Below are 22,832 nucleotides of genomic sequence, written 5' to 3'. Positions count from 1 at the left end.
AAAATATCACTTAAAAAAAATCTTTAAACCATCTTTAAAACCATTTATAAAAGATTTCATGTATTCCAATCGCTGCCCCTTAACCATATATATTATTAAAAATTGATGAATTACATTAATAACCAATTGATGCAAAACAAATATATTTGGTATATGTGGCTCTTTTAACATATAAAAACTATTACGAATAATATAATATCGTCTAAATGAAGAATGTATTGGCATTGTAAAATATTTAGTCTGCTTAATATTGTCGCCAATAGTGTGCCGCATAATTGCTTTCGAAGACATATAGTTTTTATATCCCAGAGCTTCCGATCGCATACACCATTCTGTATCAACATAGTCAATAAAATACTTATCTTTCATCAATCCGACTTTCTTAAGTGTATTAACACTAATTAACGAACCAGAAGAAATAAGCAAAATTGAATTAAATGGCTTAGTAATTTCTGAAACATTATATTTTACTCTTAAGCCATACTTAGAGATACTAATAGCCTTATAATAAAAATTATTTTTACCATCTATAAAGCGAGGCCCTATAGCACCAATTTTAGAATTTTCTCTTAAAATTAATTGATAGTCATCAACTATATCACGCACAAAGCCATCATAAATAACACTATCTTGATCAAAAAATAATATATATTCAGCACCCAACTCTAAAGCTTTTTTAATTCCTATATTTTGCGCACTTGCTATACCTAAGTTATTATCAAGACCTATAAAACAAATATTAGGATTATCTATTAAATCAGAGAAATTAAAATCTTTTGAACCATTATCTACAATAATTGGTAAAACATTTTGTTCCGCCAACTCCCTCACCAATAAAAATATATTTTCACTTGGATTAAACGTCACAATTACTGAAAAAACTATCATTTTACCCCCCACTCATCCAAATGGATTATTGACGTATCAGACAAGTAAAATATATATGTAAAATATATTGCCATAACAATTAAAGAGACATACTTATAAATATTTAAAACACCATTATTTCTCACAAAAACCAAACTAAGAACACTAAAAAATAAGCTATAGTCAGCAACACGAATAGCTATACTTGGATATTTAAATCCAAACACATAATACATAATTAGTAAGCTTATTGATACAGCACTTAATTTTTCAATATAATATCTATTGTCATCTTTACGATTAAAAAGAAGCCTTACAGCAAAGAAGGTTAGAATTATAAATAAATTTTTAAAAGATATAGGGTTAAATTTTTCGGAATAGCTTGAAGCATCATAAACAACATAAGGTGTGAGCCCAACTAAATAAAATAGACAAACACATAAGATCAATGAAAACAACAAGTGCAAATATATATTTCTTCTAACAAGAGAATATATCAATTCAAATAGAAGAACAAAAGATATTGAATAATGTGTTAATAAAGCGAGTATTTTAAATATTGCTTTTTTATAAGTTTTTAACGAAAAAAAAGATAACATTAAAAATGATACAGCTAAAGAGGCTCTTATTTGAGTAAGATCCCATAATGCAAAAAAACAAAAGAAATATAAAAATATAAAATAAGTAAAACCTTCATTACCAATTAATTTTAATTTTTTTGCTAATATAAAAGAGTATATCTTTAACAAAATAGAAAAAAAACAAAATAGAAATAATAATGAAGAAAAACCTAAATCCCAGCTATTTAAAAACATTGAAATAATTTTATATACTGGCTCAACATTAGATGTAGAATAATTTTCAAACATAACTTCATATGCTTGGTAATCATTATCAACATATGCTCCTCGATTAGAAACTATTAGAGCAATAAAAAAAACAATAATAATCGTAAAAAAAGTAATTATGCTATTTTTTGGTACTTTAAAATTTGACATATACTCTCCAAAACAAAATTAAACAATATGAGAAAGAATTTTTTCTTTCAGATTAATATTGTTTTGATTATAAATATATTCAATAACTTCAATATTTTTTTTACTTTTTTGCTTAGTAATATTACTACTAAAATTAGTTACATTTAAAAATTCATACCCCAACTCTTTAAAGTCACCAATATTCTCAGTCAACACTATAGGAATAATTCCATAATTCAGATATTCAATTATTTTTGTTGGGCAGGCTACATTATTAACTAGAATATCATCTCGTAAAATAAAACCATAATGACTCTGCTTATAATACTCTTCTAACTCATTTGGACTTACTGATTTTAAATTTATCTTATCAAGATCGATATTGTGACTACTTAATTTCTCACGAAACCCAATTAAATCACCAGTCAAAATAGTATAGTTAATATTATCATAAAAATGATTTTTTATTACCTCCAACATTAAATCGACATTTTGCCAAACTTGTGTATTACCGCTATAAATTACTTCAATCGTATTAGATAACTCTAACTCCATATTACTGCTTTTTAAATGAGAAGGTAAAATGGCATAGATAATATACTGACATTTTGCATTTTTATATTTTTTAGAAAAATGATTTGCCATAGCATTAGTAACTGCAATAGCAATATCTATTTTTTTGAATAAAATTCTTTCTACAATGTTAAATATTTTTGATTTAAAAATTTTTCCTTGCATTACAAGCTCTTCGGGCACCACCCCATGTAAATCTAAAATATATCTTTTATTAAAAAATATAATAAAAAGTATTAAATTTAAAGCATTGTAAATAGACTGTATATAAACAAGGTTAGATTTTTTAAAGGCCCTAAGGATATAAAAAAAATGTAAAAATAGATTACAAGAAACCTGTAAACGATTATTATGTTGAATTGATTTAAAGTTTAAGTTTTTAAAAAGACTAACATTTAAATATATTCTTTCATCTTCACTAAAAAAGTTATCAATGTTTTCTACCCGTTGGTAAAACCCATCTCTATATTCCTCATCCAATTCAGGATACTTACTTAAAAATAGAATCACTTGACCAATCTCTTTAGTAGCTCTCAACATAAATTCTTTACTATTCTTGCACAAGCTCTACCATCACCATAAGGATTATGAGCTTTAGCCATTTTCTCATATTCGATTTTACTATCAATTAATTTTTGTGCTTCTTTGATTAATGTATTTTTATCTGTTCCAACCAGCCTAACTGTCCCAGCCTCGACTGCTTCCGGTCGTTCTGTTGTATCTCTCATAACTAAAACAGGCTTACCTAAAGAAGGCGCCTCTTCTTGAATACCACCACTATCAGTAATAATAAAATATGACTCATTCATCATATAAATAAATTCTTCGTACTGAAGTGGATCAATCAAATATACATTCGTCAAATCAGAAAGAATCTCGTTTACTGGTTTTTGCACATTTGGATTTAAATGTACTGGATAAACAATATCAATATCTGGATTGTTCTTTGCTAACTCTTTTAATCCTTCACAAATATTGATGAAGCCTTGACCAAAATTTTCACGTCTATGCCCAGTGACCAAAATAATTTTTCTTTCTTCATCTAGCTGATATTGTTTAGAAATTTTAGATTTTATTTTTTCTTTTAGTGTCGGTTGATTTTCAATTCGCTGTAAAACATACATTAAAGCATCTATAACTGTATTACCAGTAACATAGATATCTTGCTGTTTTTTTCCTTCTTTTAAGAGGTTTTCTTCACTTTGCTGAGTTGGAGCAAAATGGTAATTGGTTAAAATACCTGTTAACTGCCTATTGCCTTCTTCTGGCCAAGGCGAATAAATATCATTTGTTCTTAAGCCTGCTTCTACATGCCCTACTTTAATCTTTGCATAAAAGGCCGCTAAGCTAGCAGATAAAGTAGTAGTTGTATCGCCATGTACCAAAACAACATCTGGTTCGAAATCATTTAATACAGATTTCATTCCTATTAATACATTTGAAGTAATATCATATAAATCTTGCCCAGGTTTCATAATATTTAAATCATAATCTGGCTTTATATCAAATATTTCTAATACTTGGTCTAACATTTGTCTATGTTGAGCGGTTACACACACTTTAGTTTCAAAATTATTAGTATCTTTTTGAAACTCTTTCACTAAAGGCGCCATTTTAATAGCTTCAGGACGTGTTCCAAACACAATTAATATTTTTTTCATAATTTCAACCTAAAAATAAGTCCTAACATAGATAATGTTAAAAGGATTTCACCAAATATCATTGAAAATAATATACCATCAATCATAAAGTGAGGAATTAGAACAATATTTAATATAACCGTAGCTGAGGCAGCAGCTACAAATGAATATGTGTACACTTTATCTTTCCTCATTGCGGTTAGATATTGAATACCAATAATATTATTAATTACACCAAAAAATAACCAAATCATCATTACAGCCAAAACATAGCTATAATTAATAAACTCTATTCCATAGATTAAATTAACGATAGGCTTAGATAATAAAGCAACTATTAAACTCAGTATTAATGCAATTCCACCCACTATAGTAAATATTTTTTTAATATATGGCTTTGCTAGATTCTCTTGATTAACTTTAGTGCAACTTATTGGATATAGAGCTTGGGTCACAGGTGTAAATAATCCAACTATAGCTCTAAAAAGCTTTTCAGATGCTGAATAATAACCAACAATAGTATTATTTGATACAAAAGATAAAATAATTGTACCTGAAGAAGTCAACAAATTACTTAGTGCAGAGGTTAAAAATAAGTGCACTCCACCTTTTAAATGGGAGGTCACCACATTAAATTTTTGTACACTAAATTTAATATTAAATTTTTTATAGATTAAATATAAAGAGTAACCACCTGCCAATATTGCGCCTAAAGAGGTCAATAAAGGTACTAAATAATAATCAGAAGCTTGTTTTACAAATATAAAAATTGCTATTGCGAATAGAGTCTTAGTTACTATATTAATTATTGTAATATATTTCATTTTTTCTACCCCCTGAAAAAACCATATAGGGAATAGGACCTGACCTAGTACTGTTCCAAAAGTTAAAAAATAGAGTTCTGGATCTGAACTAAACTTATCAAAAAAAGAAACCAATACTATAAGTATTACAAAGGATATAACTAAAAGAAAAAATTTAATAATCATTACACTACTAAAAATCTCATTTAACTTCTCATTATTTTCTTTATGTACTGCCACCTCTCTCGTTGCTGTAAAATTAAAACCATAATCAGTTAATACTATAAAATAACTAATTATGGCTGTTGCAAAAGCTAATGTACCAAACTTTTCTGCACCCAATATACGTACAAGATAAGGTAAAGTAAGTAATGGTAAAATATAGTTAAGCCCCTGTAATGTTGCTAGTGAAATAAAGTTCCCTAGAAATCTTTTATTTTCAGGGTTAGCTATCAATTTATTTAACTTAGCAAACAATTTACAGGCTCTTTTAGAATATATAAATAAATTTAATGATTAATTAATCAAATAACTTTGCATCTTCTAACTTCGATGCAACTTTATCTTTATCACTTACTAAAACTTGACCAATATTATTTATAGGCCAATCAATTGCGATAGATGGATCATTCCAAACAATCGCTCCTTCACTTTCTTTATTATAATAGTTCGTAGTTTTATATAAAAACTGTGTATTATCTTCTAAAGCAACAAAACCATGTGCAAATCCAGCTGGAATCCAAAATTGTTTATGATTTTCCCCAGTTAGTTCAATACCAACCCATTGACCAAAAGTTGGAGAACTTTTGCGAATATCAACAGCAACATCCCAAGCTTTACCCTGTACAACTCGAACTAACTTACCTTGCGCATATGGGTTAAGCTGATAATGCAATCCTCTTAAAACACCTTTTTGAGATAAAGAATGATTGTCTTGAACGAATTGAGGAATATCTAATCCACGTTCGTCTAACGCTTGCTCAAAAGCTTTTTGGTTAAAACTTTCCATAAACCAGCCACGGTCATCACCAAAAACTTTAGGCTCTAAAATTAAAAGACCCTTAATCTTTGTTTCAATTACATTCATTCTTTTATCTCTATACTTTGAAATATTTACAATTAACTATAAGTTACTACGAGAACATTAATTTTTTTGATGTTCAGCATGTAATTTAAATAAATATTGACCATAGCCTGTTTTCTTAAAGAAGTTTGCACGTTTAAGAAGTTGCTTTTCATCAATCCAACTATTGTTAAATGCAATTTCTTCTAAACAAGCAATTTTTAAACCTTGACGATGCTCTACAGTTTGAACAAACTGACTCGCTTCAAGCAATGAATCATGCGTACCTGTATCTAACCATGCAAATCCACGCCCTAACAACTCAACATTCAACTCTTCTTGTTGGAGATAAACATTATTTACATCGGTAATTTCTAACTCACCTCGATGTGAAGGTTTAATATTTTTCGCAATATCAACTACTTTATTGTCATAGAAATAAAGACCTGTAACAGCATAGTGTGATTTTGGATGTTCAGGTTTTTCTTCAATACTTAAAGCTTTTCCATTTTCATCAAAATCAACAACTCCGAAACGCTCTGGATCATTTACATAATAACCAAATACAGTTGCACCAGTCGCTTTTTCAGTTGCTCGCTTTAGCTGAGTTCCGAAACTTTGGCCATAGAAAATGTTATCACCTAGAATTAAGCAAACATTATCTTTACCTATAAATTCTTCACCCAAGATAAATGCCTGAGCTAAACCATCAGGAGATGGCTGTATTTTATAAGAAAGCTTTAAACCAATTTCTTCACCAGTACCTAAAAGCTTTTCATAATTAGGTAGGTCTTCAGGAGTAGAAATAATTAAAATCTCGTTAATTCCTGCCAACATCAACACAGACAATGGATAATAAATCATTGGCTTATCATAAATTGGCAATAATTGTTTTGATGTACCCATTGTGATTGGGTATAAACGAGTTCCTGAACCACCAGCAAGAATAATACCTTTACGTTTTACTTGGCTCATTAAATAATTTCCTCTAAAACTTGTGCTACACCTAACTTCCAATTCGGTAGGTGTATTTTAAAATTTGCTTGTAGTTTATTTGTATTTAAACGGGAATTTAAAGGTCGTTTAGCTGGAGTAGGGTATGCAGTCGTTTCAATTGCATTTACTTTTTGAATTGCTAAAGATTGTCCTTTTTGTTTAGCTAGCTCAAAAACAAATTGAGCGTAGTCGAACCACGAGCATTCACCAGCAGCAGCCAAATGATAATGCCCTAATAAATCTTTTTGTTGCTGAGCACCCAGTAATGAATAATACTTTAATGCTTGTGCTGTCACATCCGCAATAAGAGCAGCCCCTGTCGGCGCACCAATCTGGTCATGAATAATACTTAGCTCTTCACGATTTGACGCTAATTTCAACATCGTTTTTATAAAGTTATTACCATGTGAACCATAGACCCAACATGTTCTGAAGTTGATAAAAGCACAGCTACTTTGCTCAAGTGCAATTTCACCCAGACGCTTCGTATTTCCATACAAATTTACTGGATCCGTTACGTCACTCTCAGACCATGCTTTTGTTCCTTCACCATTGAAAACATAATCCGTTGAATAATGAACGAGTAAAATATGATGAGTCTGACAAAGTTCAGCTAGATTTTTGACAGCGAGATGATTAATTAAATCAGCATTTTCTTGATCTGATTCAGCTTTATCAACCGCGGTATATGCAGCTGCATTTACAATTATAGTTGGCTCAACTTTTTCAATAGTCTGTTTAATTTGATCAAAATTAGCCAAATCACCACTTAAACCATCTAAACTTGTAGAACGATCAAGTGCAATCACTTCACCAAGCGGTTGCAGAGCACGCTGTAACTCCCAACCGACTTGTCCATTTTTTCCGAGCAATAATATTTTCATGGTTACCACTCAAAAATTAGGCTTTTTTTGCCTGATATTGTTGTTGTACCCAGTTTTTATATTCACCGCTTTGTACGTTTTCAACCCATTCTTGGTTGTTTAAGTACCATTCAACAGTTTTACGCAGGCCTGTTTCAAAACTTTCTTCTGGCACCCAACCTAAATCTTCTTTAATTTTCGTTGCATCAATTGCATAGCGCAGGTCATGACCAGGGCGATCTTTAACATAAGTAATTAAATCAGCATAATGGGCCACGCCTTCAGGTTTATTTGGCGCAAGCTCTTCAAGCAACTGGCAAATTGATTTTACAACATCAATATTTTTTTGTTCATTATGGCCGCCAATATTATAAGTTTCACCCACTGTAGCTTCAGTAACAACTTTATAAAGTGCACGCGCATGATCTTCAACATATAGCCAATCACGAATTTGGTCACCTTTACCATAAATTGGTAAAGCTTTCCCTTTTAATGCATTCAATATCACTAAAGGAATTAATTTTTCTGGGAAGTGATATGGACCATAGTTATTAGAACAATTTGTAATTACTACTGGCAAACCATAAGTACGATTCCAAGCACGTACTAGATGATCTGAACTCGCCTTACTTGCAGAATATGGAGAACTTGGCGCATAAGATGTCGTTTCATGAAATAAATCATCTGTCCCTTCAAGATCACCATACACTTCATCGGTTGAGATATGATGAAAACGAAACGCTGTTTTTTTATCGTCACTTAAATTATTCCAATAATGACGTGCAGCTTCTAATAATTGATATGTGCCAATAATGTTGGTTTCAATGAATGCAGCAGACCCCGTAATTGATCGATCTACGTGTGATTCTGCTGCTAAATGCATAACTAAGTCTGGCTGAAACTCTTTAAATAAAACATCTAAGGCTTTACGGTCACAGATATCAGTTTGAGAAAATTGATATCTTGAATTTTGGTCAACTTCTTTAAGTGATTCTAGATTTCCTGCATATGTCAATTTATCAACATTAAGAACATCGTTATTAGTATTTTTGATAATATGACGAACAACAGCAGAACCAATAAAACCTGCTCCACCTGTAACTAAAATTTTCATAAAATTCCTATGTTAGTAATCTTTACAGTCGAATATCACTTTGTTCTTTATCTAAAACATATTTTAAATCGTATAAAACATGTTTTTCTTTGCCTAACGAAACAAGTTCCTGTGTAGACATTTTTTTAAACTGGTCATGTGCAACCGCAATTACGATAGCGTCATACCGACCTTGTTTTAATTCCATAATTGGAGCTAACCCATACTCTGCTTCAACCTCAGCACTATCTACCCAAGGATCATAGATATCAAGATCTAAATCGTATTCTTTTAGTGCTTTAACCATATCTACAATCTTGGTGTTACGGATATCTGGACAGTTTTCTTTAAAACTTAAACCTAAAATTAATATACGTGCCCCGACAACTTGGATACGTTTCTTTACCATTTCTTTGATCAATTGGGTTGCAACGTATTCTCCCATACGATCATTTAAACGACGAGCTGCTAAAATTATCTCAGGATGTAAACCAATTGACTCTGCTTTATGCGTTAAGTAGTACGGATCAACACCAATACAATGACCACCAACCAAACCCGGCCTAAAATTTAAAAAGTTCCATTTTGTGCCTGCTGCTTTAAGTACATCTTCAGTATCAATACCCATTTTATTAAAAATAAGAGCCAATTCATTGATCAATGCAATGTTGACATCTCTTTGTGTATTTTCGATGACTTTTGCAGCCTCTGCCACTTTAATTGTGGGTGCTTTATGTGTACCTACTTCAATGATCAAGTTATAAGCTTGATCAATATAATCAGCAACTTCAGGAGTAGATCCAGATGTAATTTTTAAAATATTGGTGACACGTCGTTGTTTATCACCAGGGTTAATACGCTCTGGACTATAACCTACAAAAAAATCTTGATTGAACTTTAAACCTGAATATTTTTCTAATTCAGGTATACACACCTCTTCTGTTGCACCTGGATAAACAGTTGATTCATAAACAACGATATCACCCTTTTTTAAAACTTTCGCAATACTTTGTGATGCTTTTATAAGAGGGGTCAAGTCAGGTTGTTTAAAATCGTCAATGGGTGTTGGCACAGTGACTATAAAAAAGTTTGAATTCTGTAAGTCTTGAATATTTGCTGTATACGACAAATGCTGTACGTGTTGTAACTCATCAGAAGTCACTTCTAATGTATGGTCATATCCGTTTTTTAACTCTAATATCCGATTTTCATTTATATCAAATCCGATTGTAGGTTTATGTTTACCAAATTCAACTGCCAAAGGTAATCCAACATACCCTAAGCCGATAACTGCTATTTTTAGTTGTTCAAGTTGAAACATATATAAAACCTAACCATTTAATTTTAAATGGAGAAACATCATGGATACGACCTACTACGTTAATATAGCAGACTTTAAACAAAATTTTCTCGAAATATACAATCACTGCTTGGCAAATAAAGTATGATTTGGGTTAATTATAGACTACAATCCAATGTCTTCATGCAAAGTATCATTGGATTACAAACAATAAAGGGTTTGAATGTGAAGCATCAAAGCACATTATTATTTTTAGCCATTTCACTTTCGTTTACAGGATGTGCAGTCACCTCAGGCTTACAAACTTACGACCTACCTGAACAAGGTACGTTTAAAACAGAACAAGGAGCAGAAGTTTCTGTTGTTCAACTCACCCAAAACAATATTCCAAAAATTAGTTCCGAGGCTTTGCGTCCACAAGGAAATATAAGCGCCTTATTTAATACTCCTTTTTATCAATACCGCTTAAGTGCTGGGGATGTTTTATCTATTCAGCTTTGGGCTTATCCTGAAATTACTCCTCCTATTCAAGGTGCCTCTACCGATATTAAAGCATTTGGATACCCTATTGATTCTGCAGGAAATGTACAGTTACCACTTGTAGGACAAGTTCATATTGCAGGGAAAACACTGGCTGAGACCAATAAATATTTACGAAGTCAATTTGCTAAGTATTTAAAAACACCTGATGTTGTAGTTCGCGTGTTGTCATACCAAGCTAAACGCTATTTTGTTAATGGTCAGGTTATGAAAAGTGGACAATACACTTTAGATGATCAACCGATTAGTATTTATACAGCCTTAAGTATGGCAGGAGGTGTAAATCAAGAGTCTGGTGACAATACTGATATTCAACTCATTCGTAATGGCGAAGTTTATAATTTAAATGTCGTTGCACTTGAGAAACAAGGTTATTCACTACACAAATTATTAGTCCAACCTAATGATACGATTTATGTAAATACAAAGCAAAATCAAAAACTTTATGTCATGGGTGAATCTAATAAAAGCTCAGCAATTCCATTACGAGATCAAGGTATGACCTTAAGTGATGTATTGGGCGAGAGTGAAGGTGTTAATCCATACTCAGCAAGTGCAGCTCGTATTTATGTCATGCGTACAGATTTACAAACAAAAAAATCAACAATCTATCAGCTCAATTTGAGTAGTATTGGCAACCTTGCATTATCTAATCAATTTCAAATGCAAAAAAATGATATTGTTTATATTGATGCAACTGGCTTAACACGCTGGCAACGTATTATGAACCAGATTGTACCGTTCTCAAGTGCACTTTATACCTTTGATCAATTGGGTAAAAACTAGAATGCAGTTACAAAATATCTTAGTAGTCTGTGTAGGTAATATTTGCCGCAGTCCAATGGCAGAATACTTTTTTAAGAACCAACATCCTACATTAAATATCTCATCTGCTGGTATTTCAGCCCTAGTAGGTCATACTGCAGATGACAAAGCTATTCATTGTATGGATCAGTTGAATATTGATATGAGACCACACGTGGCTCGTCAGCTCAGTGCTGAATTGATCAAACAAAATGATTTGATTTTAGTAATGAGCAATAATCAGCAAAAGCATATTGAACAAACTTGGCCATTTGCTAAGGGTAAAATTTTTAGGCTTGGCCATTGGCAAGGGCAAAATATACCTGACCCCTATCAGCATGACCAGGCTTTTTTTGATCAGACTTGCCGCAACATTCAAAGCTATGTGCAAGATTGGCGCACTCAATTATAATTGTATATTAGTTGTAAATTTATGAACCAAAACTCTAAAACTAGCGAAGATAGCATCGATTTAAAAGAATTATTCTTTTCATTGATTGCACAGTGGAAAATCATAGCATGCTGCGTGGTCTTAAGTTTAATTTGTGCCTTGTTATATTTGCGTATAACACCAGACATCTACGCTGTAGATGCAATGGTACAAGTTGAAGATAGTAAAGGTGCTGCCTCTGCTGCTTTACTTGGAGATCTTTCCAAAGTTAGTGGCGGCTTAACACAAAAATCACCAGCCGATCCAGAAATAGAGATTCTTCGTTCTAGAATGGTTTTGGGACAAGTAATTCATAATCTCAATCTTGATATTAAAATTAAAGATAATCAATTAGGTTTGATTGGTAAACTTGTTTCACAAGATAAGAGTAAACTTGAGTATCATCATGATGCTGTAACTTATATTAATCAGAACAATAGATTGATAGTTAAACAACTGAATATCCCTGAATATTATTTAGATAAACCTCTAAAATTAGAGTTTAAAGATGTAAATCAATTTACTCTAACCTATAAAGATCAAGTTATATTTAGTGGATTGTTAAACAAGAAAAATGTACTAAATGGCGAAAAAGGTTTATGGCAAGTACAACTTGATGCACAAGGTGATTTAAAAAAACAGAGTTTCACTTTAACTAAAGCAGCTCTTCCAACAGCTGTTAAGAATTTTAATAATATTTATGGTGTTGCAGAAAAAGGAAAGATGACAGGGGTTATTGGTCTAAGTTATTTAGGTCAAGATCCTGAGCACATTACGCAAGTACTTAATAATGTTTTAAATGTTTATCATGAACAAAACATTGAGAGAAAGTCTCTAGAATCTAAACAAACTTTAGCATTTCTTGAAAAGCAGTTGCCAGAACTTCGAAAACAGCTAGAGGATTCTGAGATCAAATTTAACCAGTTCCGTGAGAAGTATAAAACAGTCGATGTGAATGCTGAATCGGAGCTATTACTTAAACAAAATATTGATTTAGAAAAGCTTAAAATCGAGTTACAACAGAAACAAGCTGAGCTTTCAGCTAAATATACTAATGATCATCCATTAATTCTGCAAATTGATGCTCAAATTGCAGAGATTAATAAAAAGATTGCTGATCTTAATAATCGTTTAACTCAACTTCCAGAAACACAACGTTTATATTTACAACTTTATCGTGATGTAAAAGTAAATACCGAACTATATACATCTTTACTTAATTCTTATCAGCAGCTGAAGATCGCCAATGCTGGTGAAATTGGTAACGTTCGTATCATTGATACTGCTGTAGAACCTGTTAAACCTATTAAACCAAACAAACTGATTGTCTTAGCTCTATCTATACTTGCTGGTGGATTTATCGGTATATTAATTGCTTTATTACGTAATATGATGCGTAGTGGCGTTAAAGATTCTACACAAATCGAAACCGAGCTGGATCTTCCAGTTTACGCAACTGTACCTCGTTCTCCTATTCAAGAAACTCGTATGAGTATTTTGAAGAAGAAAAAGAGTATTCCTATTTTAGCAGTTAAAAGTAGTGATGATATTGCGATTGAAAGTTTGCGTAGTATTCGTACTGCCATTCACTTCGCATTAACTACAGCAAAAAATAATATTATTATGATTGCTGGACCATCTCCAGAGGTTGGTAAATCGTTTATTTCAACGAACCTAGCAACTATTTTTGCACAAGGAAATAAACGCGTATTATTGATTGATGCTGATATGCGTCGTGGCTATATGCATAAATACTTCGATGTTGATGTGAAACCTGGTCTTTCTGAGTTGTTAAGTGGACAGTCTGCTTTACAACAGGTATTACATAAAACTCAAGTTGCGAATCTTGATGTGATTACTCGAGGTAAGAGTCCAACCAATCCTTCAGAAATGTTGAGCTCTACACAATTTAAAGAATTACTCGAGCAACTCCAAACTCAATATGATCATATCATTATTGATACTCCTCCAGTGCTTGCAGTAACTGACGGTATTATTATTTCACAATACACAGGCGTGAACTTAATTGTTGCCCGTTACATCAAATCTCATATGAAAGAGCTTGAGTTAACAGTTAACCGCTTTGAACAAGCTGGTGTTAAAGTGAATGGCTTTATCCTTAACGATATTCAACGCTCTAGTGGCGGTGGATATGGCTATAACTATGCCTATGCATATAAAGCACAAAAAGAAGACTAATTAAGAGTTTTTTAAAAAAAGCCGGATCAAATGATCCGGCTTTTTTATTTGATTTTTTAAGTTTCGCCAAATTAAAACTAACTAAAATATATAAAAAAACCACTCGTTTTTTTTGTTAAACATTCTATGCTTAAGTCGAAGCATGCTAAGATCGAAGCAGCCTTTTAGACTCAAATGATTATTTTTGGAACCTTTTATGAGTAAAGCCTTACCCATTGCTGTCGCTGTAGTTTTAGGCGGTGCTGCACTTGTACCTGTATATTATGCAACTCAACATCCGACCACAGAAGTCGGACGTAAAGCAGACAAAAATGCTTCTCCAATTCAAAAAATCAGTTATGTTCTTGGTTATGAAGTTGCACAACAAACTCCTCCAGAATTGGATACTAAGGCCTTTGTTCAAGGGATCCATGATGCTCGTAGCAAGCAGTCAAGTGCTTATACTCAAGAAGATTTAAAAGCAGCTGTTGCAGCTTATGAAAAAGAGTTACAACAAAAAATGCAGCACCAAAACAAATCAGAGCAAGCAGTTACAGCTTCTGAATCTGCAGATGCACAATTCCTTACTGAAAACAAAACTAAAGCTGGGGTAAAAACCACTGCATCAGGCTTGCAATATATCATTACTAAAGAAGGTACTGGTAAGCAGCCAACAGCTCAGTCCGTTGTCAAAGTACATTATGAAGGTCGCTTAATTAATGGACAGGTTTTCGATAGTTCTTATAAGCGTGGTCAGCCAGTTGAGTTCCCGCTTAATCAGGTCATTCCGGGTTGGACTGAAGGTCTTCAACTCATGAAAGAAGGCGGAAAAGCGACTTTATTTATCCCATCAAACCTTGCATACGGTCCACAAGAACTTCCAGGGATCCCTGCAAACAGTACACTGATTTTTGATGTTGAACTCATTTCAGTGAAATAATAACAATTCAGGAGAGTCATTATACTCTCCTGTTTTTTTGGAAAATGGCATGAAAAAAATTAGTTTGTTTATTGCAGCATCAACAATGAGTTTATCTGTTCTTGCTGCCGCACCGATAACAAATAAAAGTCCAGCAAAGGATCAGTTTAGCTATAGTTATGGCTATTTAATGGGTCGTAATAATACTGATGCATTAACAGATTTAAATCTTGATATCTTTTACCAAGGTCTTCAAGAAGGGGCACAGAAAAAAAATGCCCGCTTAACAGACGAAGAAATGGCGAAAGCAATTAATGAGTATAAGAAAACTTTAGAAGCTAAACAGCTCGTTGAGTTTCAAAAACTAGGGCAACAAAATGCTCAGGCTGGCGCTGCTTTTCTCGCTGAAAATGCGAAAAAATCTGGTGTGATTACAACTAAATCGGGTTTGCAATATCAGGTATTAAAAGAAGGTTCTGGTAAAACACCTAAAGCTACTTCTCGCGTAAAAGTCAACTATGAAGGTCGTTTACTTGACGGGACTGTTTTTGATAGCTCAATTGCACGTAATCATCCTGTAGATTTCCAATTAAACCAAGTTATTGCAGGCTGGACAGAAGGCTTACAAACAATGAAAGAAGGCGGTAAAACCCGTTTCTTCATTCCAGCTAAACTTGCTTATGGTGAAGTAGGTGCTGGTGACAGTATCGGTCCAAATAGCACGTTAATTTTTGATGTTGAATTACTACAAGTTTTGCCAAAATAAATTTTTTTAGTTAGAAAAAAGCGATCATAAATGATCGCTTTTTTATTTTAATGTTTTAAATCTCTCGGTCTAAAACCAGTAATCAGTAAGCCAATTAAGTAAGCGATTACGCCTACTACGCATAGACCTGCGACCTCAGCAATACGGATCCATTGAGAAAGTTCACCGTTGTACCAACTTAACCCAAACCAAAGCGCTGCAATCATGGCAAGATTTGCTAAACCATATTGAAGGACTAATTTTTTCCAATGCGCGCCAAATCGGAAAATATTACGCTTATGTAGATAGAAGTAGAGTAAACCAGCATTTACCAAAGCCGAGCCTGAAGATGCCAAGGCAAGCGCCATATGTTCAGCCTGCCAATTGATTAGTTTAAAGAATCCAATAAATACAACGTTTAAAATTGCATTTGCAGCAACTGACATTAAACCCACACGGACTGGTGTTTTGGTATCTTGTTGAGCATAGAAACCCGGTGCGAATACCTTAATTAACATAAAGGAAATTACACCAGCACTCATACATTGCAATGCAAGTGCAGTCATTTGAGTGTCATGTAGGTCAAACTCACCACGTTGGAATAGAGCTTGAATAATCGGTGTAGAAAGCATAAATAAAGCAATACTTGCTGGTAATCCCACCAATACAATAACTTTTGCTGCCCAGTCGATCATACCGCGGAACTTTTCTTGATCTTGCTCAGCATGGCGTGCTGAAAGCGAAGGTAAAATTACTGTACCAATCGCAACACCAATTAAACCTAAAGGTAGTTCCGTCATACGCTCAGCACTATAGAGCCAAGATACCGAACCATCTTGCATGAAAGATGCCCAAATTGTATTTAACAACAGGTTAATCTGAGTTACAGATACGCCAAATAATGCAGGAAGCATTAATTTTAAAATACGCTCTACACCCTCGTGTTTAAAATCAACTTTAGGTGGAATTAAGAGGTTTTTACGCCATAACTCAGGAATTTGTACAGCTAACTGTAAAATACCCGCTGCTACAACTGACCATCCTAATGCTTTAATTGGCTCAGCCATATATGGTGTAAGCCACCATGCACCTGCAATCATTGCTACATTGAGCAATACAGGTGAAAAAGCTGGGGAAGCAAAAGAACCGTAACTGTTTAAGATACTGCTGGCAAAAGCAGTCAGTGACATAAACATTAAATATGGAATAGTCAGACGGAACATGCTGACCGCTAAATCGAACTTTTCAGGGTCATTATGGAAACCCGGCGCATACATATAGATGATTGCAGGTGCTAAGACCATAGCCACGAAAGTGAGTAAGGTCATGACTGTGAGTAAGCAACCAAATACCCGACTAATCAGGATTTGAACTTCAGCATGTGCTCGGCCTGTTTTATATTCGGTTAGTACCGGAATAAAAGCCTGTGAAAAAGCCCCTTCGGCAAACAACCTTCGAAAGAAGTTGGGAATACGAAAAGCAACGACAAAGGTATCGAAATCTTTACCCGCACCAAACACGTTGAGCAATACGACATCTCGTACTAAGCCCAATACCCGTGACAACATCGTCATCGCACTGACAATAAAAGTCGATCGCCACAATGCCATCGTACTCACCTACAGCTATATTCGAAAGTCGCTATTGTAATGAAACTAGAAAATCTTTTCGTTGTGAAATGATGAATGAACTCAAGTTTTTTTCTGTGCTAACAGTTGTCTAAAGTGTTGCCATTTAAAATAAGGCCCCGGATCAGTTTTTCGGCCCGGTGCAATGTCCGAATGCCCTGCAATATGATTTTTAATTTCAGAATAAGCCTGACGAATAGCGGTAACTACATCGGTTAGTACGCTGTACTGTACTTCCTCAAAAGGCAAGTCATCACTTCCTTCAAGTTCTATTCCAATTGAATAATCATTGCATTCAACTTTAGCTAAATAGCTCGAACGTCCTGCATGCCATGCACGATCATTAAAGTTAACAAACTGTAGGACTTCACCTGTTCGTAAAATTAACAGGTGCGTAGAGACTTGCATACCTTCAATAGTCTGAAAATAGGGATGTACGGACCAATCTAATTTATTTTGGAAAAACTGCTCAATATAGCCTCCCCCAAATTGAGATGGTGGCAAGCTAATATTATGAACCACAATCATTTGAATTTCGGTACCAGTCGGACGCTGGTTAAAATTTGGAGAAGGAACTTGTCTCGCCCCTTTTAATTGTCCATCTATAACTTCATACGGTGTGATTTTCTTCATTGAAGTGCCAATAAATTGCTTGCCATTGTTTTAGTTTAAAACAGTTATGTGCTTTTCAAAGTAGTCAGCACGATTGTTTATCGCGATTAAACGCATAAAACAGCTTATTTTTAAAGTCGACGGTGCTAATATATCGCAAGTTTTAGGGTCATCGACAAAATGGAAACCGTATGAGCATACCTCAGTCTTTGCTTGAACAGTCAATTCAAATCAATATTCAACAAGCATTACAAGAAGATATTGGGGACGGTGACATTACCGCTATGCTCACGCCTGAAGATGAGCAGGCAACCGCGACCATTATTAGCCGTGAAGATATGGTTTTAGCTGGACAGCCGTGGGTGAATGCGCTCATCTCAGCTTATGACAATACTGTTCAAGTGACTTGGCTAAAACAAGAAGGTGAACGTGTTGCTGCAAACGAAGCCTTTTTAAAACTTGCAGGTTCTGCACGTAGCTTACTGACTGTAGAGCGCCCTGCTTTAAACTTTATTCAAACTTTGTCTGCTGTTGCAACAAAAACTGCTGAATATGTTCAGCATCTTGAAGGTTTAAATACAAAACTTCTCGATACACGTAAAACTTTACCGGGCTTACGTATTGCACAAAAATACGCTGTTGCTATTGGCGGCGGACAAAACCATCGTCTTGGTTTATTTGATGCATTCTTAATTAAAGAAAACCATATTATGGCAGCTGGTGGTATTGCTCAAGCGATTGCAAAAGCACATCAAATTGCGCCAGGCAAACCTGTTGAAGTCGAAGTTGAAACTTGGGATGAGCTAAACCAAGCGCTTGAAGCGGGTGCTGATATTGTCATGCTCGACAATTTTAGCCAACAACAAATGATTGATGCTGTAAAACACGTAGCAGGTCGCTGTAAACTCGAAGCTTCTGGCAATATCACCATTGAAAACTTACGCGAAGTGGCGACTACTGGTGTCGACTATATTTCTATGGGTGTGTTGACTAAAGATGTCAAAGCCGTTGATTTATCAATGCGTTTTAATGCCTAAATAAAATCCACATCATTATTGGTATTTTTTTGCGACTTGGTCATGTCTGCCGCTTGTGTTTTTTGCCATGCTGACTGAGTCGCTTGTGCCCCGTTATCTCGTGGGTCGGCAGCCATTAAGACAAATGTAACTACTGCTAATAATACAATAAAACCTTGTAGCATAAATTTTCCCCATCACTTTTAAAAATTCAGGGTTTCAAGGTAAAAGATAAATATGACCAAGCTTAGGAGATTCTGTTACAAAAGGTAAGTCTTTATTTTTATTATTCATCTATACAACAAGTTATTACCTGTCTTCATTTATATTTCCCAACATGAGATTGTGCGAGATGTCATCTACAACCTGCCCAAAATTTATAAATATATTGTTTTTGCAATAAATCAGATATATGCAGAAAGAGAACAGGTTTTGTAGATGACAAATGCATTTGGTTACTTTGGGCGAAACCAAAGTAACGAATTAGCTACTTCCACTGGATGAATAAACGATAAGACTCCGTCGTGCTAACTAATTTAAAATAATTATTAACTAAGACTTCAGCTTAATATTCATGCATTACAGCAACTTAAGACTCTAAATATCCCATATATGGGTCAGAAATTGAATCTTCTTGAGTTTCTATACGTCCTGCAAAACGGCGACTAAACGTCGCATCGTCCGCTAATGTCACCGTAAAGTCATACCAACCACCAAATTCAGACATATCCCAAACCAGTTCTTTTTCGGAACTATTCGTTTCTATAGCCCATGTCTTGTTTGGAAGATAAGCATTTGCTTTAACTGTGAGTTTGACTGACTTATTGCCGTCGTGACGTACTTTTAAATATAAATTCGCATCACACTCTTCCACACATACTCTAATTTCCGGTAATGCTTGAGTCTGGTTAACTTGACTCAAATTACCTTTAAATGCACGGTGGAAACCATTTGGTCCAAGTACCCACAAATCATACTGTCCATTTGTAGCATTCCACACGTCATCAAGCTGTTTACCCACCTCAACCATATAACGACGTGGAATTGCTGTAAGATCTAATCGGTTATACACATGAAAAACTGCTGCTTGTTTGCCCGTGTTTGAGAACATTAGCTTTACAGTTTTTTGAGTGGCATCGACTTTGGCACTGGTGTGCAAAATATATGGCAAAGCACGTGATGGTCTAATCCCCATTTCCTGCTGAGGAAATTGCTGCTGGCTCGGAACAGGAACTTGTGGCAATAAAGCTTGAGCAACACGAATTGCATCGGCTTCGGCTTTAGTTTTCTTCCCATCTAGTTCAGCAACGGGCAAAAGGTTCGGTGTTTTAAAATTAAATGCTGTTATTAAATCACCACATACAGCACGGCGGTATGGGCTAATATTCGGCTCTTGCACACCAAAACGTTTTTCTAAGAACTGTAAAATAGAAGTATGATCAAAGACTTGAGAATTTACCCATCCTCCACGGCTCCACGGAGAAATCACATACATCGGAACGCGTACACCCGGCCCGTATACTCGACCATCTGGCTTAGGTTGAGATTTTGAAGTTGCTACTGCTGGATGATTAAAATACTCATAAGATACTTGCTGATCACTTAATGTAGTTTTTCCATATACGACACCGTTTAAATCTTTAGACGGTGCACTTGGTGAAGGGACATGGTCAAAGAAACCGTCATTTTCATCGAAGTTCACCAATAAAACGGTTTGACTCCACACTTGAGGGTTTTCAGTTAAAGCATTTAATACTTCCTGAATATACCAAGCGCCCTGTACAGGACTAGAAGGCCCCGGATGTTCACTATAAGTTGCAGGAGCAACTAACCAACTCACTTGCGGTAATTTACCCTGCGCAATATCAGCTTTAAAAGTTCCTAGAAAACCACCGTCTGGCATGGTATTGGCAATACCTTTGTAAAGTGGTTGAGTCGCATCAATCTTTTCATCATATGCTGGACACGTTAGTGTGTCGTTACTGACAGGTTGACCAGATTGCTCATTTGCACGGCGATATTGCTTGAAACCAGCTAAAGGGTTATCAGTAAAGTTATCTGGCATATTTTGATAAACTTTCCATGTCACGCCAGCCTGCTGTAAACGCTCAGGATATGTCGTCCATTCATAACCTTCTGTTGATGGTCCAATCCCATCAAATTCATTTACCACACTCGCAACACCTGCACCTGTAGGGCCATTGGTTCCCGTCCAGATAAATTTACGGTTCGGGTTAGTTCCCGCATGCATAGCGCAGTGGTACGCATCACAAATCGTAAAAGCATTCGCTAAGGCAAATTGATATTCAACTTCTTGCTTTTTGTAATAGCCCATCGACTGCGTTTTTTTGTAGGCTACCCAATCACTCATACGACCATTGTCCCAAGCTGCTTGGCCATCAGACCATGAGTGAGGAGTGCCTGAAACTCGCTGAGCATTTCCTAAACGACTATCTAAATGGTAAGGCAATACTTTATTTTTCTTGGCATCGTATTGCTCCCAAACCTTACGACTTTCTGTCATTGGAATGGTAAAACGGTCACCGAAACCACGTACACCTTTTAACGTTCCAAAATAATTATCAAAAGAACGGTTTTCCTGAGTCAAAATCACGATGTGTTTAACATCTTGAATAGTTCCACTTTCAACTTTGGCATCAATTGCTAGCGCTTTTTGAATACTCAGCGGGAAACTCGCCAGAGCAGCGGTCCCAAACATAGTTTTTGTAGAATTTAAAAGAAATTCGCGACGATTCATTTTTTCATCCTTAATTTTTTATTATGGTGCACAGTGCATTTTGCAATTGCTGGTTGGCGGTGTTGTTGGCGATGAATTATCTGAGTTGTTGTCATCGTTACAAGCACTGAGCATAAGCGCTAAAGATGTAATGAATAAAAGTGAAAGTTTTCGCATTAGTTTTTTCCAAACGGTTTAAATGCGAACTACTAATAAAGCGAAAAAGTGACAGGCAAGTGATGTTTTTATGTCGATTTGATGAAGGCATAAAAAAACGCATCCGAAGATGCGTTTTTTAGATAACTTGAAATTACCAGCCTAAAGCTTCTTGCTGCTTTTTAATCAGCTCGGCAATTCCTTTTTCAGCCATTTCTAACATGGCATTGCTTTGTGCACGAGTAAAGGGTTTATCTTCGGCTGTACCTTGAATTTCAATAAACTCACCCGCTTGTGTCATTACTACGTTTAAGTCAGTTTGACAGTTCGAATCTTCTTCATAGCAAAGATCAAGAAGTACTTCATCTTGGTACATACCTACAGAAATTGCAGCAACTAAGCCTTTAAGCGGATCTTGCTTAATTTTTTTCTGTGCAAGTAAAACATTCATCGCATCAACCAATGCTACAGCAGCACCAGTGATTGAAGCAGTACGTGTACCACCATCTGCCTGAATGACATCACAGTCGATGGTAATGGTATTTTCACCAAGCTTTTTCAAATCAACCATCGCACGTAAGCTACGACCAATCAGGCGTTGGATTTCTTGAGTACGACCAGTTTGTTTACCACGAGCAGCTTCACGGTCACAACGTGAGTGTGTTGAGCGCGGTAACATGCCATATTCTGCTGTTACCCAGCCTTGACCTTGGCCTTTTAGAAAGCGTGGCACTGAGTTATCAATGCTTGCAGTACAAAGGACTTTGGTGTGACCAAATTCGACCAGCACAGAACCTTCAGCATAACGGGTGTAGTTTCGTGTAATTTTCACTTCACGTAATTGGTCTAATGCACGTTGGTCAATACGCATAATCCTTCCTAACTTCTCTTA

22 protein-coding genes are annotated in these 22,832 nt (G+C 34.9%); 6 read left to right on the top strand and 16 right to left on the bottom strand.

Annotated elements, in window-relative coordinates; genetic code table 11:
- Window positions 1-6: 6 nt before the first annotated feature.
- Genes ACIF8R_RS11360 through tviB form a run of 10 tightly spaced genes read right to left on the bottom strand, consistent with a single transcriptional unit; the run spans window position 7 to window position 10,196 of the window.
- Window positions 7-888, bottom strand: coding sequence for a glycosyltransferase family 2 protein (locus ACIF8R_RS11360; protein WP_396480806.1), 882 nt, complete (start codon window positions 886-888; stop codon window positions 7-9).
- A complete protein-coding gene (locus tag ACIF8R_RS11355; RefSeq protein ID WP_396480804.1) occupies window positions 885-1,865 on the bottom strand; it encodes an EpsG family protein in 981 nt (326 codons plus the stop codon). Before ACIF8R_RS11355 ends, ACIF8R_RS11360 begins: the two co-directional genes overlap by 4 nt.
- An 18-nt stretch (window positions 1,866-1,883) precedes the next feature.
- Window positions 1,884-2,957, bottom strand: a complete 1,074-nt coding sequence (locus tag ACIF8R_RS11350; RefSeq protein WP_151688135.1) for a glycosyl transferase family 1 — start codon at window positions 2,955-2,957, stop codon at window positions 1,884-1,886.
- Window positions 2,951-4,078 (bottom strand): non-hydrolyzing UDP-N-acetylglucosamine 2-epimerase, encoded by a 1,128-nt coding sequence (gene wecB / locus ACIF8R_RS11345; protein ID WP_396480802.1) that lies wholly within the window; start codon window positions 4,076-4,078, stop codon window positions 2,951-2,953. The genes ACIF8R_RS11350 and wecB overlap by 7 nt, the downstream gene beginning before the upstream one ends.
- The gene (locus ACIF8R_RS11340; RefSeq protein WP_396480800.1) at window positions 4,075-5,337 is read right to left on the bottom strand and encodes a flippase; all 1,263 of its coding nucleotides are present in this window, start codon (window positions 5,335-5,337) and stop codon (window positions 4,075-4,077) included. The genes wecB and ACIF8R_RS11340 overlap by 4 nt, the downstream gene beginning before the upstream one ends.
- Before the next feature lie 43 nt (window positions 5,338-5,380).
- Window positions 5,381-5,947, bottom strand: coding sequence for a dTDP-4-dehydrorhamnose 3,5-epimerase (gene rfbC, locus ACIF8R_RS11335; protein WP_001100717.1), 567 nt, complete (start codon window positions 5,945-5,947; stop codon window positions 5,381-5,383).
- 57 nt (window positions 5,948-6,004) lie between these two features.
- The gene (rfbA, locus tag ACIF8R_RS11330; protein WP_396480798.1) at window positions 6,005-6,898 is read right to left on the bottom strand and encodes a glucose-1-phosphate thymidylyltransferase RfbA; all 894 of its coding nucleotides are present in this window, start codon (window positions 6,896-6,898) and stop codon (window positions 6,005-6,007) included.
- Entirely contained in the window at window positions 6,898-7,803 is a 906-nt protein-coding gene (rfbD, locus tag ACIF8R_RS11325) for a dTDP-4-dehydrorhamnose reductase (protein ID WP_396480796.1), read from the bottom strand. Before rfbD ends, rfbA begins: the two co-directional genes overlap by 1 nt.
- 16 nt (window positions 7,804-7,819) lie before the next feature.
- Window positions 7,820-8,896, bottom strand: a complete 1,077-nt coding sequence (gene rfbB / locus ACIF8R_RS11320; RefSeq protein ID WP_017482357.1) for a dTDP-glucose 4,6-dehydratase — start codon at window positions 8,894-8,896, stop codon at window positions 7,820-7,822.
- A gap of 22 nt (window positions 8,897-8,918) precedes the next feature.
- Window positions 8,919-10,196, bottom strand: a complete 1,278-nt coding sequence (gene tviB, locus ACIF8R_RS11315; protein ID WP_396480794.1) for a Vi polysaccharide biosynthesis UDP-N-acetylglucosamine C-6 dehydrogenase TviB — start codon at window positions 10,194-10,196, stop codon at window positions 8,919-8,921.
- 162 nt (window positions 10,197-10,358) lie between these two features.
- Between tviB and ACIF8R_RS11310 the strand changes: the two genes are divergently transcribed.
- The 5 genes from ACIF8R_RS11310 to ACIF8R_RS11290 all read left to right on the top strand — a co-directional run bounded on the left by ACIF8R_RS11310 (window position 10,359) and on the right by ACIF8R_RS11290 (window position 15,812).
- A complete protein-coding gene (locus ACIF8R_RS11310; protein ID WP_001190672.1) occupies window positions 10,359-11,501 on the top strand; it encodes a polysaccharide biosynthesis/export family protein in 1,143 nt (380 codons plus the stop codon).
- Between the two features lies 1 nt (window position 11,502).
- Entirely contained in the window at window positions 11,503-11,931 is a 429-nt protein-coding gene (locus ACIF8R_RS11305) for a low molecular weight protein-tyrosine-phosphatase (protein WP_396480792.1), read from the top strand.
- Between the two features lie 21 nt (window positions 11,932-11,952).
- The gene (locus ACIF8R_RS11300; protein WP_396480790.1) at window positions 11,953-14,148 is read left to right on the top strand and encodes a polysaccharide biosynthesis tyrosine autokinase; all 2,196 of its coding nucleotides are present in this window, start codon (window positions 11,953-11,955) and stop codon (window positions 14,146-14,148) included.
- Window positions 14,149-14,344: 196 nt separating this feature from the next.
- Window positions 14,345-15,067 carry an FKBP-type peptidyl-prolyl cis-trans isomerase gene (locus tag ACIF8R_RS11295; RefSeq protein ID WP_396480788.1) on the top strand — a complete coding sequence of 241 codons (723 nt, stop codon included), beginning with the start codon at window positions 14,345-14,347 and terminating at the stop codon, window positions 15,065-15,067.
- 49 nt (window positions 15,068-15,116) lie between these two features.
- On the top strand, window positions 15,117-15,812 hold the full coding sequence (locus tag ACIF8R_RS11290) for an FKBP-type peptidyl-prolyl cis-trans isomerase (RefSeq protein ID WP_213064725.1): 696 nt from the start codon (window positions 15,117-15,119) through the stop codon (window positions 15,810-15,812).
- A gap of 47 nt (window positions 15,813-15,859) precedes the next feature.
- Here the strand turns inward: ACIF8R_RS11290 and murJ are convergent, their stop codons facing one another.
- Together murJ and ampD are read right to left on the bottom strand one after the other, a co-directional pair.
- Complete coding sequence (murJ, locus tag ACIF8R_RS11285) at window positions 15,860-17,410, bottom strand: murein biosynthesis integral membrane protein MurJ (RefSeq protein ID WP_171073910.1); 1,551 nt, start codon at window positions 17,408-17,410, stop codon at window positions 15,860-15,862.
- Between the two features lie 72 nt (window positions 17,411-17,482).
- Window positions 17,483-18,052: a 1,6-anhydro-N-acetylmuramyl-L-alanine amidase AmpD gene (gene ampD / locus ACIF8R_RS11280; RefSeq protein WP_396480785.1), complete on the bottom strand. Its 570-nt coding sequence runs from the start codon at window positions 18,050-18,052 to the stop codon at window positions 17,483-17,485.
- A 170-nt stretch (window positions 18,053-18,222) separates the two neighbouring features.
- Here ampD and nadC point away from each other — a divergent pair, with 170 nt between their 5' ends.
- The gene (gene nadC, locus ACIF8R_RS11275) at window positions 18,223-19,068 is read left to right on the top strand and encodes a carboxylating nicotinate-nucleotide diphosphorylase (RefSeq protein ID WP_396480783.1); all 846 of its coding nucleotides are present in this window, start codon (window positions 18,223-18,225) and stop codon (window positions 19,066-19,068) included.
- Here the strand turns inward: nadC and ACIF8R_RS11270 are convergent.
- The 4 genes from ACIF8R_RS11270 to rph all read right to left on the bottom strand — a co-directional run bounded on the left by ACIF8R_RS11270 (window position 19,065) and on the right by rph (window position 22,811).
- A complete protein-coding gene (locus ACIF8R_RS11270; protein ID WP_004640355.1) occupies window positions 19,065-19,232 on the bottom strand; it encodes a hypothetical protein in 168 nt (55 codons plus the stop codon). The two genes, nadC and ACIF8R_RS11270, sit on opposite strands and share 4 nt — an antisense overlap.
- Window positions 19,233-19,636: 404 nt before the next feature.
- Window positions 19,637-21,805 (bottom strand): phosphocholine-specific phospholipase C, encoded by a 2,169-nt coding sequence (locus tag ACIF8R_RS11265; protein WP_396480781.1) that lies wholly within the window; start codon window positions 21,803-21,805, stop codon window positions 19,637-19,639.
- A 21-nt stretch (window positions 21,806-21,826) separates the two neighbouring features.
- Complete coding sequence (locus ACIF8R_RS11260; RefSeq protein ID WP_264653691.1) at window positions 21,827-21,961, bottom strand: hypothetical protein; 135 nt, start codon at window positions 21,959-21,961, stop codon at window positions 21,827-21,829.
- Between the two features lie 133 nt (window positions 21,962-22,094).
- A complete protein-coding gene (rph, locus tag ACIF8R_RS11255; protein WP_001217232.1) occupies window positions 22,095-22,811 on the bottom strand; it encodes a ribonuclease PH in 717 nt (238 codons plus the stop codon).
- Window positions 22,812-22,832: the final 21 nt, after the last annotated feature.

The organism is Acinetobacter sp. ABJ_C4_1 (assembly GCF_044538495.1).
Classification (GTDB): Bacteria; Pseudomonadota; Gammaproteobacteria; order Pseudomonadales; family Moraxellaceae; genus Acinetobacter; species Acinetobacter nosocomialis_A.
Note: the sequence above shows the minus strand (reverse complement) of the source record. Positions and strands in the feature narration are given on the sequence as shown.